Genomic DNA, 14,180 nt, shown 5'->3' with positions numbered 1-14,180 from the left:
TCATGAGCAAGCCCTATCGGTCCACGACACGCCTGCTGCGTGCGGGGCGTCCCCATGAAGGATGGGTCAACACCCCCGTCTCGCGCGCCAGCACCTATGTGTTCGGCAGCGTGCAGGCGTGGCGCGAAACGCGGGCGCGCCGCGAAGAAGAGCGGTTGCCGTCCTATGGCGCCCGCGGCACCGACAGCACGCACGCGCTAGAAGACGCGTTGGTGGAACTGGAAGAGGGTTTTCGCGCCAAGCTGTATCCCACAGGCCAAGCCGCGATCGCGACCGTGTTGCTTGCCTATCTGCGCGCCGGCGACCATGTCCTGCTGACCGATGCCGTCTATGAACCGGTGCGCAGGTTCTGCTCGGAACATCTGGCGCGCCTGGGGATCGAGCATACGTATTACCGGCCCGATGGCGTCGGCATCGAATCGCTGATTCGGCCCAACACCCGGATGATCTACGCCGAGTCGCCGGGATCGTTGACCTACGAGATGCCGGACCTCTCCAAGTTATCCACAACTGCGCGCAAACACGATTGCTGGCTGGCTGTGGACAACACGTGGGCGTCCGGATTGCTGCATAAGCCTCTCTCGCTCGGCGCCGATATCTCCATTCTCGCGGCCACCAAATACCTGGGCGGGCACGCCGACGTCATGATGGGAGCAGTCATTACGAATGCACGCGCCTGGCGCGCGCTTGAACGCGCGACGATCGACTTCGGCCAGACCGTGGGCGCAGACGATGCGTTCCTGGTGTTGCGTGGCATGCGCACGCTGCCGCTGCGCATGGCGCAGCACGCCCGCAGCGCCATGCGGGTGGCCCAATACCTGCAATCGCGGACCGAGGTCGCGCGCGTGCTTTGTCCCGCCTTGCCCGGCGATCCCTCGCACGAAATATGGCGGCGAGACTTTCGCGGCGCCAATGGCCTGCTGACCATCGAACTGTCCGACGCCTGCTCGGCCGACGATGCCGAACGCATGATCGACAGCCTCCAGCTCTTTGGCATCGGCGCATCGTGGGGAGGCTTCGAAAGCCTGGTGATTCCGGTCTCCTTGCAGTCGTCTCGCTCGCTGCCCGGCAACGAAGCGCGCGGCCCCATGTTGCGCCTGCATGTCGGCCTGGAAGATCCCGAGGACCTGATCGCCGACCTAGAACGTGGCCTGGCCGCGATGTCTCAACCCCTACGCTCGCTCCGAATCTCATGATGCTGTCCCATAACGACCAAAACCAAGCCGACGTTGATTCGCACACCCTCAAGCAATGGCTGCACGATGGCCGGGAAATCGCGTTGCTGGACGTGCGCGAGCATGGCCAATACGGCGAATCGCACCTCTTCTACGCGGCTCCCGTGCCCTACAGCAGGCTGGAGGTCGACGTCGTGCGCCTGGCGCCGCGCCGCAGCGTGCGCACCGTCGTCTACGACAATGGCGGCGCGGACGATACGGCGGTCCGCGCGGCGCGTGCGCTTGCCGCGCTGGGCTATGAACACGTGCATTGCCTGGCCGGCGGCCTCGCTCAATGGCAGCGGGACGGATACGCGGTATTTGCCGGCGTGAATGTGCCCAGCAAGACGTTCGGTGAACTGGCCGAAGAGGTTTTCCACACGCCGCGCATCGGCGCACGTGAGCTCGCCGAACGCCAGCAGCGGGGCGACGATCTGATCATTCTGGACGGCCGGCCCTTCACCGAATACCAGAAGATGAGCATCCCGGGCGGCATCTGCTGCCCCAACGGCGAACTGGCGCTGCGCGCCCACACGCTGGCGGCTCGCCCGGACACGACCATCGTGGTCAATTGCGCGGGCCGCACTCGCAGCATCATCGGCGCGCAGACGCTCATCAACCTGGGCGTGCCCAATCCTGTCTATGCGCTGGAAAATGGCACGCAGGGCTGGTACCTGGAAGACTTGCAGCTGGAGCACGGGGCGCGACGCCGCTATCCCGAGAATGTCGCAAAGGAAGACGTCCCCGCGCTGGCGCAGCGCTCCGCGAAACTGGCCCAGCGCCATGGCGTGCCAGCCATTGGCGCCGAAGAGCTCGAAACCTGGCTCCAGGACCCCCTGCGCACCACGTTTCTGTGCGACGTGCGCAGTGCCGAAGAGTTCGCCGATGGTTCGCTGCCAGGCGCGCAGCACGCGCCGGGCGGGCAGCTGATCCAGGCAACGGACCAATACGTGGCGGTTCGTGCTGCGCGCATCGTGGTGTTCGATGGCGAAGGCGTACGCGCACCCGTCGTGGCCAGCTGGCTCAGGCAGATGGGTTGGGACGCCCATACCCTGCAAGAAGGCGTGCGCGCTGCGCTGCCGCACATGGCGCGCGTCACGCATGCGCCGCAGGTCGAGACGCTCTCCGACGCCGATCTGGCGCGCGCGCTTGCGCAAGGCGCGCAGCTCGTGGATATCCGCCCCAGCATGCGTTTCCGGGCCTGCCATATCGCCGGTGCGCGCTGGTCTGTTCGCCCGCGCCTGAATCGCCTGGCGCTCGACGCAGCGCGGCCAGTGGTGCTTCTTGCGGAAGATGCGGCGCCGGCCGCCTGGGCGGCCGGCGACTTGCGCGCGTCGGGCGTCACGGACGTCAAGATGAACACGGGCACGCCCGAAAGTTGGTCGGCGCACGGGATCGCGCTGGAATCGACGCCCGCCGAACCGGCCGACGCCGATTGCATCGATTACCTGTTTTTCGTCCACGACCGCCACGACGGCAACAAGGCCGCCGCGCGCCAGTACCTGGCGTGGGAAACCAACCTGGTCAAGCAGATCGACGAGCGGGAACGCGCGGCGTACCGGTTTCCTGTCGGCTGACGACGCGGCTGCGGCGCTGCCCGCGGCCTGACAGACGCTTCAACCTGATCTTTACGCCCCGACGGCCGATGCCGGCGGGGTGCGGACGGTTCATGGCGAACCGGATTGCAAAGGACGGCCGAGTATCCGGCCGCCATACCAAGGGGAAATCCAGATGAAGCATTACGCATTGCACGCTTGCAGAGCCGCCGCGGTGACGACCGCCGCAGTGTCAGCCGCTCTGATGTTTGGAACAGCGGCGCAGGCACAGACGCCTGCGCCGCTGGCTGACTATCCGAAGCAGGCCATTACCGTGGTCTCGCCGTTCCCGCCGGGCGGCGGCAACGACGGCGTGGCGCGTCTGATTGCGCAAGAGCTCGGGACCATCACCGGACAGAGCGTCGTCGTTGAAAACCGCTCGGGCGCGGGCGGCAATGTGGGCACGGCGCAGGTGTCGCGCGCCAAACCCGACGGCTACACCCTCGTGATGTCGCAGACCAGCGTCATGGCTGTCAATCCGCGCTTGTACAAGAACGTAGGTTTCGATCCCTTGAAGGATTTCGTCCCGATCTCGCAGATCACGTCGGCGCCTCTTGTCCTCGTGTCGCGCGGCGAGGGCCCGTACAAGACATTGGAAGATTATCTGGCGGCCGCGCGCAAGCAACCCGGCGTCATCACCTATGCGACGCCCGGCAACGGCACCATGAGCCACCTGATGGGCGCGCTGGTCTCGCAGAAGGCAAACGTCAAGCTGGTGCACGTGCCATACCGCGGCGCGGCTCCCGCCATCACGGACCTGATGGGCGGAACGGTGGACATGTTGATTACTTCGCCAGCGTCGGCGGAACCCATGGTGGCGGCGGGCAAGCTGCGCATCCTCGCGATGAGCCATGGAGACGGTGTGGGCGTCTTCAAGAGCGCGCCCACTTTGCAGCAGGCCGGCATGGATGGCATTACCGCGGACGACTGGTACGGCTTGTTCGCGCCGGCCGGGACGCCGCCGGATCGAGTCGCCTATCTGGCCCAGGCCGTTGACCGGGCCATGAAGTCGCCCGCCGTCATCGCCAAGATCAACAGCGGCGGAAGCCAGCCGGTGGGTAGTGCGCCCGCAGCGTTCAAGACGCGTCTGCAGAAGGACACCGCGTACTGGGCCGAGATGGTCAAGACGGCAGGCGTCTCGCTGGATTGAGCGCGGATCCGGCCGAGGTCACACCGCCAGCGTGTTGCCCACGGCCGACTTCAACGCCGCATAGGCCGGCGACTTCTGCGCGCTGCCGTTGGTGACCAGGTGGTCGATGCGGTCAGCGCTGCAATACGAAACGCGGCTGCAAAGACCAATCTTGCTGAAGTCAGCCAGCAACACCAGTTGCTTGGCGTTGGCCGCCATCGCACGCGCCACCTCGGCCTCGCGCAGGTCGTAATTGGTGGCGCCGCAGTCCACATCGACGCCCACGGGTGACAAAAGCGCCAGATCGGCGCGGTAGCGGTGGATTTCGGCAACGGTGATGTCGCCGGCCGTGGCGCAAACCGGGCCGCCCACCGATCCGCCCAGCATGATGAGCTGGTTGGCGCCGTTGCCGGCCGCGCCGACCTTCAGGGCCACGTCGAACGAATTCGTGATGATCGTCAGGCCGGACAGCTTGGCGAGCTCATCGGCCAACACGCTCGTCGTGCTGCCGGCGTCCAGGAACAGCGTCTGGCCGCTGGCGACGAGGCCCGCGGCCGCGCGGGCTATCGCGCGCTTGTACTTCACGCGGGTATGCACGCGTTCGGCGATGGGCGGTTCGTTATGCACGGGAACGGCGCCGCCGTGCACGCGGCGCAATTCGCCCAGCGCTTCGAGTTCCAGCAGATCGCGCCGTACGGTTTCCCGGGAAACCCCGAGCTCGCCGACGATGCGGTCGGTCGATACCTGCTGCAATGAAGACAGCAGGGCGCGGATTCTTTGATGCCGCTCTTCTTGCCACATATCCGATGCTTCCTGTTCTATCTATGCCCGCCGGCGCGCGACCGCTGTTATCAGCGCTCGCATCACCAGCAGGGAGCCCCCCACGACCAGCATGATAAGGGTTGAATAGGCCGCGGCTTGTGACACGAAGCCGGCCTCGTCCAGTCGCAGCACGGATACCGGCGCCACGCTGACCGATGGCGTCACCAGGAATATCACCGCTGACAGCGTCACCATCGAGCGCATGAACAGAAAGAAGAACACGCCCAGCACGGTCGGTGCGATGTACGGCAGCACAGCGTCGCGCAACACGTGCAGCGTGCCGCCACCGATGCAGCTCACGGCTTCTTCCAGGGCCTGCGGCACGGCGCGCATGCCGGTCATCATCGTCAGGAATCCCTGCGTGTGGTAGTGGTAGAAGTTGCACAGGGCGATCAATGCCGCGCTGCCATACAGCACGTACAGCGGGTTGTCCGGCGCATTGAACGCAAAGATATACGCCAGGCCAAGCACCAGGCCCGGCACGCCGACCGGCAGCACCGACACCATGTAGATCAGCTTGGCCCAGGCGCGCGAAATCCGGCATACGCCGAACGAAAGAAAGAACAACAGCAACACGCCGCCGCCAGCCGCCGCAAGCGACAGGTACAGCGATGTCCACAGTGGCGTGTAGCCCCCGCTGACCGTGATGTCGTAGTGCTTCAGCGTCCATTCCATGCGGTAGGGCCACAGCCGCATGAAGCTGGCGAAGACGACGGTGCCGACAGTGAGGATGATCATGCCAACGGCCGCCAGCACCCCCGCGCCAAACGCCAAATCACGTGCCGCCGAGGGCTGCGGCGTCACCGGCAGGGCGCCGGCGGCTGTTGACCCGAACTGGCGTTGCGAGGCCACGCGCTCGATCTGCACCGAAATCAGCGAAGGCAGGAGCAGCAGGATACCCACCACCGATCCCATCCCGAAGTTCATCTGGCCAGACACCTGGCTGTAGATTTCGGTGGCAAGCACGCGGTAGTTGCCGCCAATCACCGCCGCATTGCCGAAGTCGGTGATCGTGATGACGAACACGACGAACGCCGCGCTGAGCAGGCCGAATTTGCAGTTGGGCAGCGTGATGTCGAAGAACTGCCGGGGGCCCGAAGCTCCCATGACTTCGGCTGCGTCGTAGTAGCGGGCGTCCATGTTGCGCAGCGCCGCCTGCAGGATCAGAACCGCCTGGGGCAGGGCGTAGAACACGTTGGAGATCAGCAGCCCCCAGAAGCCGTAGATATCGATGTCCCATCCGGTCCAGCGATGCACCAGCCCATTGCGGCCCAGGAGAAAGATCAGCCCCAGCCCCTGCACCAGTGACGGCGCCAGCAGCGGCAACACCAGCGCGAATTGCACTATGGTCTTGCCCCGCATGCAGCTGCGGTCCAGGCCGTAGGCGATGAAGAAACCCAGTCCAATGCTGATCACGGTGGTCGACGCGCTCATGACCAGGCTGTTCAGCGTGGCCGTCAGGATGCCGCGCGTGGCAAAAACCTCGGCATAGTTGTCCCAGCCAATGGCGCCATCCTTTTGAATCAGACTGCGCCACGCCACGGTGGCCAGCGGATACAGGAAGAACAGCGCCAGCCCCGCCAGGGGAATGGCGACGCACGTCCAGAGCAGCAGTCGGTCCGCCGACCAGGGGGCGCGGCCTGCCGGCGCGGCAAGCGGCATGCTTGCATTCGCGCCGCTCACGCAGCCGCTCCTGTCCGCGTGTTCATGTGCTGACCCACGCGCATTGCCCGGGCTCCAGGGCCAGGCTTACCGGCGCGCCGCGCGACAGACCCGTGGCGCCACGTTGCTCCACCGTCAGTTCGCGGCCCTTCCAGGCCACGCGCAAGCGTGTGAGGTTGCCCATGAAGCTCAGGTCCTGCACGCGGCCTGCGCCTTGCGCATCGGCCGCAACACGCAGGTTTTCCGGTCGCAGGCAGGCGTCGTAGCGCTCGCTGGCTCCGTCCGGCCTGGAGGCCAGCAGTTCCGGCATGGCTTCGCGCACCCAGTCGGTTGGCAGCAGGTTGCACAGACCCACAAACGTCGCCACGAAGCGCGTGCGCGGCTTCAGGTACAAGTCGGACGGCGATCCCACCTGCTCGATGCGCCCGTCGTTCATGCAGACGATCTTGTCGGCCAGTGTGAGCGCCTCTTCCTGGTCGTGCGTCACCATGATCGTGGGAATTTTCAGCCGCCGCTGCACGTCGTGGATTTCGGCGCGCATTTCCGTGCGCACCTTGGCGTCCAGCGCGGATAGCGGCTCGTCCAGCAGGATCAGCGCCGGGTCCACGGCAAGCGCCCGCGCCAGGGCGACGCGTTGTTGCTGTCCGCCGGAAAGCTGGTGGGGATAACGTTGGGCGAATCCGGGCAGCTTGATCAGCGCCAGCAGTTCCTGGACGCGGGTGGCGATGCGCTCGCTCGCTTCGCCGCGTATGCGCAGGCCATATCCCACGTTCTCCGCCACCGTCATGTTCGGAAAGAGCGAATAGGACTGGAACACGATGCCGAAGCCGCGCTTTCGCGCGGGCACCGCGCTCAGGTCGCGGCCGCCCAGCGTAAGGACGCCTTCATCGAACGGCAAGAGGCCCGCCACCACACGCAGCAGGGTGGTCTTGCCGCAACCGCTAGGACCCAGCAGGCAGACGAATTCGTGTTCCCCCACCGACAGGTCGATGCCGTCCAGCGCGACGGCGCCATCGAAGGTCTTTCGTATCCCTCGCAATTCCAGATACATGGCGTCTCCCGGTATCAGGCGCCTGCCGCCGACATCAACGCTTGATGGTGTTCTGCCACGTTTTGATCGTGGCGTCGCGTTCGGCGGCGGACTTCTGAAAATCCACGGGGTACAGCACGGCCGTCAGGTCCTTGGGCAGACCGGCGGCTTCCGCGGCCTTGTTGGGGGCGGAGCCGGGCAGGGTGACCAGCTCCTTGTACTTGCTGTACAGGCCGCCCGCCTGCGCCGATAGCGTCCAGTCCAGGAAGCGCTTGGCGTCCTCGGGATTCTTCGCGGTCTTCATCAGGCCCGAGGCTTCCAGCTCATAACCCACCCATTTGGACGGGATCACCATCTTGATGGGGTAGCCTTCTTCGATGGATTGCATGGCGGGGAAAGCGAACGACACGCCGATCGCGTATTCACCGGCGCGCGCCATCTTGCAGGGCCGCGATCCCGACGGGGTGTATTGCGCCACGTTCTTGTCCAGGTCCTTCAGAAGCGCCCATCCCTTCTCCTGGCCCAGGCCCTGCAACAGCGCCACGATCTGGAGATAACCGGTGCCCGACGCTGCAGGGCTGGGGATAACTATTTCGCCCTTGTATTCGGGCTTGGTCAGGTCTTCCCAAGAGGTCGGCATCGGAAGATTCTTCGACTTCAACCTGTCCGTGTTCACACAGAAGGCGGCGACGTAGCCCGTGGCGGCAAACCATTTGTCGTCCGCGCCGCGATATTGGGCGGGCAGGGCGTTCATGCCCTTGGCGGCGTACGGCGCAAGCAGGTTCTGCAGGCGTGGGTCCAGCATGTTGCTGACTGCGAAACCCCAGATGACGTCCTGCTGCGGATTCGCGGCCTCGGCGATGAGGCGCGCGCCAAGGTCGCCGGTCGACAATCGCAGCACATTGACCTTCACATCGGGCATGGCCGCATTGGCTGCTTTCAGATAGGCCGCGATCTCATCTTCTTCCAGCGCGGTGTAGACAGTGATGGCGCCGGCGTGGGCCTGTGCATAACCTAGGGAAATTACTGCAACCACAAGACTGAGCTTCTTCATACATTGCATGATGGGACTCCGGTTGGGAATACACGGCAACGGTGGCAAGCCAGATATGCGGAAAGCGACTCGCGCATGGGTCGCGCGAGGTTGTAGTTTTGAGCATGTTTGCAAATTTGTGGCAACGTGTCTAGACTGGGGCAAACGTGCATGCAGGCGTTTTTTTGGCGTAGTCATCCCGCCTTCGCCGATCCGGGAGGGGACATCGATGCAGGCTTCCTCTAGCTTGTCCGCGCCGCAGCTGGCGGCGTTCTCCTCCTTCGCCCAGTCGCTGGCGGATCTGGTCCGGCCGTTGTCGCGCAAGTGGTTCCGGCATGAACTTGCCGTCGACACCAAAGCCGACGAAAGCCCCGTCACTCAGGCCGACAGGGAAGTCGAGGCCGCCCTGCGCGACGCCATCGCGCAGCATCATCCCGACCACGGAATCTTCGGTGAAGAGTTCGGCGCGTCCCATGCCGAAGCCGAATTCGTGTGGTCGCTGGACCCAATCGACGGCACGCGCGCCTTCATATCCGGCAATCCGCTTTGGGGCACGTTGCTCGCCTTGCTCCACCGGGGGCGGCCCGTGCTGGGCCTCATCGATATTCCCATGCTGGACGAACGCTGGATCGGGGTGGGCAATGCGCCCACACGGCTAAACGGACAAGCGTGCAAGGCCGCAACGTGTTCCGAGTTGCGCAACGCCATTCTTTACGCCACGTCTCCGGATATCTTCAGCGGCAGCGAGCTTGCCGCCTTTGACGCGCTGACCGCCGCCGCGCGCATGCGCCGCTACGGTGGCGACTGCTACAGCTATGGCTTGCTGGCCAGCGGCCATGTCGACCTCGTCGTGGAGTCCGGCCTGCAGCCGTATGACTATCTGGCCCTGATGCCCGTCATCGAAGGCGCGGGCGGCGTCATCACGGATTGGGCCGGGCAGCCGCTCGGCCTCGGATCGCAGGGCCGCGTGATCGCCGCCGCCACACCGCAGCTGCATCGCCAGGCGATGCGGGTGCTGGGAGCGGCCGTGGCTTGATTGGCGCGCCCACCCGCAGTTCAACGCAACGCTTCAGCCATAAGGTGAACAAGCATGCATGCACTAGGGGTAGCAACGGTGGAAGATGCGGAGCGTCTGGTGCAGTCCAGCCCGCTTTCGCATATCAAGGTGGGATTGTCCGACGTGGACGGCGTCATGCTCGGAAAATACCTGCGGCGCGACAAGTTTCTGGGCGCCCTGCGCTCGGGCCTCGCATTCTGCGACGTGGTGTTGGGCTGGGATCTCGACGACCAGCTCTACGACAACACCAAGTACACCGGCTGGCACACCGCATACCCCGATGCGCAAATGAGGATCGTGCCGCAGAGCGCGCGCCGGCTTCCGCTGGAGCAGGGCCCTGGCGGCGAAGACATGTTGCTGTTCCTGGCGGAATTCGAAGGGGACGCCAGCGCGATCTGTCCGCGCCGCCTGCTGCACCGGGTGATCGATCGCGCCGCCGGCATGGGTTATGACGCCTATGCGGCGTTGGAGTACGAGTTCTTCATGTTCCGCGAGACGCCGCACTCCGTCCGCGCGAAAAACTACCGCAACATGGAGAACTGGACGCCCGGCAATTTCGGCTATTCCGTGCTGCGCAGCACGGTCGAGGGCGACTTCTATCGCAAGCTGCTCGATATGTGCGAACGCATGGACATGCCGATCGAGGGCCTGCATACCGAGACCGGCCCCGGCGTCCTGGAGGCAGCGATCGCCGTGGACCTTGCCGCCGCTGCGGGCGACAAGGCCTTTCTATTCAAGACTTTCGCCAAGGCGCTGGCGCAGCAGAACGGACTGATGGCCACCTTCATGGCCAAGTGGTCGCACGACCATCCGGGGCAGAGCGGCCATATCCACCTGTCGCTGCGCGACCGCAAGACCGGCCGTTCCGCCTTCTACGACGAGTCCCAACCGCACGGCATCAGCGCCACGCAGGCGTCCTTCATGGCCGGCGTGCAGCGCTACCTGCCCGAGTTCATGGCGCTGTATGCGCAAACCATCAACAGCTATTCGCGCCTGGTGCCCGGGTACTGGGCGCCGCTGGACGCGACCTGGGGCATGGAAAATCGGACGACGGCTCTGCGCCTCATCCCGGGCAGCGACAAATCGCAGCGCGTGGAGGTGCGCATCGGGTCGGCTGACGCCAATCCCTACCTGGCGCTGTCGGCGGCGCTGGCATCGGGACTCTACGGAATCGAGCAGGGGCTTTCTCCGGATCCGATGGTGCAGGGCAATGCCTACACCCAGCAATTTCCCGCGCACCTGCATCTGCCCGCAACGCTGTGGGAGGCCGCGCAGCGCCTGCGCGGATCCGAAGCCGCGCGTCTTCTGTTTGGAGACGCCTTCGTCGACCACTACGCCGCAACGCGCGAGTGGGAAGAGCGGCAGTTCCGTCGCCACGTGACCGATTGGGAGCTGGCGCGCTACTTTGAAATCATCTGATCGTCCAACCCCGCGCCAAACCACCATGACCGATGAACTGATCACCATCAGCCCGATCGACGGACGCGAAGTCGTCCGCCGAGCCTATGCCACCGAAGCGCAGGTTGCGCTGGCCTTGGCCAATGCGCAGGCCGCCCAGCCCGCCTGGCATGCCTTGGGCGTCCAGGAGCGGGGGCGCATCGTGTCGGACGCCGTCGACCGCTTCGTGGCGGCCAAGGATGAGATCGCTCGCGCGATCACCATCCAGATGGGGCGGCCTCTGCGATACGCGCCGTCGGAGGTGGACGGGTTCGAAGCTCGCGCCCGCCACATGATCGCGATCGCGGGCGAAGCCCTGGCGCCAATCCGCGCGCCCGAACAGGCCGGGTTCACTCGCTTCATCAGCCGCGAGCCCATCGGCGTGGCGTTGACGATCGCTCCCTGGAACTACCCTTTGCTGACCGCCGTGAACAGCATCGTGCCCGCGTTGATGGCAGGCAACGCCGTCATCCTCAAGCATTCGGACCAGACGCCCTTGTGTGCGGAGCTCATCGACCGCGCATTTCGCGACGCGGGGGCGCCAAGGGGCGTATTTCAGTACCTGCATGCCAGCCACGACATCGCACAGCGGTTGGTGCGCGCGCCCGAGATCGGCTATGTGTCGTTTACGGGATCGGTGCGCGGCGGCCGAGTCGTTGAAGAGAACGCAGCCGGGCGGTTCATCGGCGTGGGTCTCGAGCTCGGCGGCAACGATCCGGCCTATGTGCGCGCTGACGCCAGGCTGGATGTCGCGGTGGATACGCTGGTGGACGGCGCCTTCTTCAATTCGGGGCAATCGTGTTGCGGCATCCAGCGCATCTATGTGGCGCGCTCCCTGTACGAAGAGTTTGTCGTGCGCGCCGTCGCCTTGACCCATCGCTATGTGCTGGGCAATCCCCTGCAGCCGGAGACAACGCTGGGGCCCGTCGTGCGCGCCCGAGCCGCCGCTGAAATACGCGACGTCATATCGCAGGCCGTGGACGCCGGCGCGAGAAACATGATTGATCCATCACATTTTAGAGAAGCGAGTGAAGGCTCGCCTTATGTGGCGCCGGCCGTGCTGACCCAGGTCGATCACCGAATGCGCATCATGAATGACGAATGCTTCGGGCCGGTCGTCGGCATCATGCCGGTGGACACGGACGAGCAGGCCGTCGCGCTGATGAACGACAGCCCCTATGGCCTGACTGCCGCCGTGTTCACGCAGGACGAAGAGGCGGCCTTGCAGGTGGGCGGCCAGCTGCAGGCAGGCACCGTCTTCATGAATCGCTGCGATTACCTGGATCCGGCGCTAGCCTGGACGGGTGTCAAGAACTCTGGGCGCGGAGTGTCGCTGTCGGCCGTCGGGTACGAGCAACTCACCCGCGCCAAATCTTTCCATTTGCGCAGCGTCTGATCGCACGCCTTCAGGAACCAAACCATGTCCGTGCCCTCCGTCAACTGGAACTACCCCACCGCCATCAAGGCCGGCCCAGGCCGCGTCAAGGAACTGCCCGACTGCTGCCGCGAACTCGGCATGGCGCGTCCTTTGCTCGTCACCGATCCGGGGCTCGCCGCCTTGCCGATGATCGCCAACGCCGTGAAAGCCTGCGGCGATGCTGGCCTGGAATGCGCCGTGTTCCATGACATCAAGGGAAATCCGACCGGCCGCAATGTCGAAGACGGGGTGGTGGCGTTCAAGCGGGGGCGCCACGATGGGGTGATCGCATTTGGCGGGGGATCGGCGCTCGATGCCGCAAAGGCCATCGCCCTGATGGCAGGCCAGAGCCGTCCGCTTTGGGACTTCGAAGACATAGGCGATAACTACCTGCGGGTGAACGTCGCGGGCATGGCTCCCGTGGTGGCCGTGCCAACGACCGCAGGCACCGGATCCGAGGTGGGGCGCGCCTCCGTCATCACCGACGAATCGGCCCAGATCAAGCGCATCATCTTCCATGCGCGCATGCTGCCGTCCATCGTGATCCTGGACGCCGAACTGACGGTAGGACTGCCCCCGAAAATCACGGCGGCCACCGGCATGGATGCGCTTTCGCACAACCTCGAAGCCTATTGCTCGCCGTTCTTTCATCCCATGGCGGCGGGCATTGCCCTGGAAGGCATGCGCCTGGTGAAGGAATACCTGCCCCAGGCAGTGGCCGACGGCTCGGACCTGCAGGCGCGCCAGCAGATGCTGGTGGCCTCCAGCATGGGCGCCACGGCTTTCCAGCGCGGGCTGGGCGCCATGCATGCACTGGCGCATCCTCTAGGCGCGCTTTATGACGCGCATCACGGGCTGCTCAACGCAATCCTCATGCCGTACGTGCTCAAGGCCAACCAGCAGGCCGTGGCGCCGCGCCTGGAAGCGCTGGCGCGCTACCTCGGATTGCCGCAAGCCGGGGCGGACGCGGTGCTGGATTGGGTGCTGGCACTGCGACAGACCGTTGGCATCCCGCACACCCTGGCAGAAATCGGTCTGGATGACGCCCAGGCGGAGCGGGTGGGGCGCATGGCAAGCGAGGATCCGTCGGCCGGAACCAACCCCGTCAACTACACCGCCGAAAAATATTCTCAGCTTTTCCGTGCAGCAATTCGCGGAAACCTGTAAGCTTCGCCCCCTCTGCGCGGAAACGCGGCGGAGGTGGAACGGAAATTTTGAATTTTTCATCCGAATGGTTTGACAGCGGATTTGAAAGTGTTCATAATCTCAAGTTCTCCGCTGGAGGGGTGCCCGAGTGGTTAAAGGGGGCAGACTGTAAATCTGTTGGCCTTGCGCCTACGTTGGTTCGAATCCAACCTCCTCCACCAGAGACCCATACCTAAATCCAGGCGCGGTTTGCCTGGATTTGCAATGTAAGGCCTAGAGGAACTAGGCGGCCTTCGCAAAGAAGGCGGTACGGTTCCTTTAGCCTTGGATTTGAAAGGTTTGGGACAGAGAAGGTGAAAGGGTTTGCCGCGGGTGTAGCTCAATGGTAGAGCAGAAGCCTTCCAAGCTTACGACGAGGGTTCGATTCCCTTCACCCGCTCCAAGATTTTTAAATGCCCATGTGGCTCAGTGGTAGAGCACTCCCTTGGTAAGGGAGAGGTCGCGCGTTCGATCCGCGCCATGGGCACCACGAATTCCAAATTCTTTTCTTCAGTCAGAAGCGCAATCCAGGTCAGGAGTCAGCCATGGCAAAAGGCAAGTTTGAACGTACCAAGCCGCACGTGAACGTGGGTACGATT

At 64.5% G+C, this 14,180-nt stretch carries 11 protein-coding genes and 3 tRNA genes; 10 read left to right on the top strand and 4 right to left on the bottom strand.

Annotated features, from left to right (window positions below; all coding sequences use genetic code 11):
* Positions 1-2: 2 nt before the first annotated feature.
* The 3 genes from metC (at position 3) to RT614_RS23720 (ending at position 3,959) form a co-directional block, all read left to right on the top strand.
* Positions 3-1,196 carry a cystathionine beta-lyase gene (gene metC / locus RT614_RS23730; protein WP_313624621.1) on the top strand — a complete coding sequence of 398 codons (1,194 nt, stop codon included), beginning with the start codon at positions 3-5 and terminating at the stop codon, positions 1,194-1,196.
* Positions 1,196-2,791, top strand: a complete 1,596-nt coding sequence (locus RT614_RS23725; protein ID WP_313624725.1) for a rhodanese-like domain-containing protein — start codon at positions 1,196-1,198, stop codon at positions 2,789-2,791. The genes metC and RT614_RS23725 overlap by 1 nt, the downstream gene beginning before the upstream one ends.
* Positions 2,792-2,945: 154 nt before the next feature.
* Positions 2,946-3,959, top strand: coding sequence for a Bug family tripartite tricarboxylate transporter substrate binding protein (locus RT614_RS23720; protein WP_409558514.1), 1,014 nt, complete (start codon positions 2,946-2,948; stop codon positions 3,957-3,959).
* Positions 3,960-3,977: 18 nt separating this feature from the next.
* On the opposite strand, the gene RT614_RS23715 is transcribed toward RT614_RS23720, so the two are convergent.
* Genes RT614_RS23715 through RT614_RS23700 form a run of 4 tightly spaced genes read right to left on the bottom strand, consistent with a single transcriptional unit; the run spans position 3,978 to position 8,515 of the window.
* Positions 3,978-4,739, bottom strand: a complete 762-nt coding sequence (locus RT614_RS23715) for a DeoR/GlpR family DNA-binding transcription regulator (protein ID WP_313624619.1) — start codon at positions 4,737-4,739, stop codon at positions 3,978-3,980.
* A gap of 21 nt (positions 4,740-4,760) precedes the next feature.
* Positions 4,761-6,422 (bottom strand): ABC transporter permease subunit, encoded by a 1,662-nt coding sequence (locus tag RT614_RS23710; protein ID WP_313624724.1) that lies wholly within the window; start codon positions 6,420-6,422, stop codon positions 4,761-4,763.
* A gap of 43 nt (positions 6,423-6,465) precedes the next feature.
* Positions 6,466-7,473 (bottom strand): ABC transporter ATP-binding protein, encoded by a 1,008-nt coding sequence (locus tag RT614_RS23705; protein ID WP_313624618.1) that lies wholly within the window; start codon positions 7,471-7,473, stop codon positions 6,466-6,468.
* 34 nt (positions 7,474-7,507) lie between these two features.
* Positions 7,508-8,515, bottom strand: a complete 1,008-nt coding sequence (locus RT614_RS23700; RefSeq protein WP_313624617.1) for an ABC transporter substrate-binding protein — start codon at positions 8,513-8,515, stop codon at positions 7,508-7,510.
* Positions 8,516-8,714: 199 nt separating this feature from the next.
* On the opposite strand from RT614_RS23700, the gene hisN reads away from it, so the two are divergent.
* The 7 genes from hisN to RT614_RS23665 all read left to right on the top strand — a co-directional run bounded on the left by hisN (position 8,715) and on the right by RT614_RS23665 (position 14,071).
* Positions 8,715-9,521: a histidinol-phosphatase gene (gene hisN, locus RT614_RS23695; RefSeq protein WP_313624616.1), complete on the top strand. Its 807-nt coding sequence runs from the start codon at positions 8,715-8,717 to the stop codon at positions 9,519-9,521.
* Between the two features lie 54 nt (positions 9,522-9,575).
* Entirely contained in the window at positions 9,576-10,961 is a 1,386-nt protein-coding gene (locus RT614_RS23690; protein ID WP_313624615.1) for a glutamine synthetase, read from the top strand.
* Between the two features lie 25 nt (positions 10,962-10,986).
* Positions 10,987-12,375 (top strand): aldehyde dehydrogenase family protein, encoded by a 1,389-nt coding sequence (locus RT614_RS23685; protein WP_313624614.1) that lies wholly within the window; start codon positions 10,987-10,989, stop codon positions 12,373-12,375.
* Positions 12,376-12,399: 24 nt separating this feature from the next.
* A complete protein-coding gene (locus RT614_RS23680; protein WP_313624613.1) occupies positions 12,400-13,563 on the top strand; it encodes an iron-containing alcohol dehydrogenase in 1,164 nt (387 codons plus the stop codon).
* Between the two features lie 113 nt (positions 13,564-13,676).
* Positions 13,677-13,763, top strand: a tRNA-Tyr gene (locus RT614_RS23675).
* A gap of 147 nt (positions 13,764-13,910) precedes the next feature.
* Positions 13,911-13,984, top strand: a tRNA-Gly gene (locus tag RT614_RS23670).
* Between the two features lie 12 nt (positions 13,985-13,996).
* Positions 13,997-14,071, top strand: a tRNA-Thr gene (locus RT614_RS23665).
* Positions 14,072-14,180: the final 109 nt, after the last annotated feature.

The sequence above is a fragment of the Achromobacter sp. genome (assembly GCF_032102605.1).
Taxonomy (GTDB): Bacteria; Pseudomonadota; Gammaproteobacteria; order Burkholderiales; family Burkholderiaceae_B; genus Achromobacter.
The sequence above is the reverse complement of the archived record's forward strand: the minus strand, read 5'-3'. Positions and strand labels throughout refer to the sequence as shown.

Excerpts from the sequence above, each read along its gene's own strand:
- RT614_RS23685 (WP_313624614.1), top strand. The coding sequence starts at position 10,987 with ATGACCGATGAACTGATCACCATCAGCCCGATCGACGGACGCGAAGTC.
- RT614_RS23690 (WP_313624615.1), top strand. The coding sequence starts at position 9,576 with ATGCATGCACTAGGGGTAGCAACGGTGGAAGATGCGGAGCGTCTGGTG.
- metC (WP_313624621.1), top strand. The coding sequence starts at position 3 with ATGAGCAAGCCCTATCGGTCCACGACACGCCTGCTGCGTGCGGGGCGT.
- RT614_RS23725 (WP_313624725.1), top strand. The coding sequence starts at position 1,196 with ATGCTGTCCCATAACGACCAAAACCAAGCCGACGTTGATTCGCACACC.
- RT614_RS23705 (WP_313624618.1), bottom strand. The coding sequence starts at position 7,473 with ATGTATCTGGAATTGCGAGGGATACGAAAGACCTTCGATGGCGCCGTC.
- RT614_RS23720 (WP_409558514.1), top strand. The coding sequence starts at position 2,946 with ATGAAGCATTACGCATTGCACGCTTGCAGAGCCGCCGCGGTGACGACC.
- hisN (WP_313624616.1), top strand. The coding sequence starts at position 8,715 with ATGCAGGCTTCCTCTAGCTTGTCCGCGCCGCAGCTGGCGGCGTTCTCC.
- RT614_RS23715 (WP_313624619.1), bottom strand. The coding sequence starts at position 4,739 with ATGTGGCAAGAAGAGCGGCATCAAAGAATCCGCGCCCTGCTGTCTTCA.
- RT614_RS23710 (WP_313624724.1), bottom strand. The coding sequence starts at position 6,422 with ATGCCGCTTGCCGCGCCGGCAGGCCGCGCCCCCTGGTCGGCGGACCGA.
- RT614_RS23700 (WP_313624617.1), bottom strand. The coding sequence starts at position 8,515 with ATGCAATGTATGAAGAAGCTCAGTCTTGTGGTTGCAGTAATTTCCCTA.
- RT614_RS23680 (WP_313624613.1), top strand. The coding sequence starts at position 12,400 with ATGTCCGTGCCCTCCGTCAACTGGAACTACCCCACCGCCATCAAGGCC.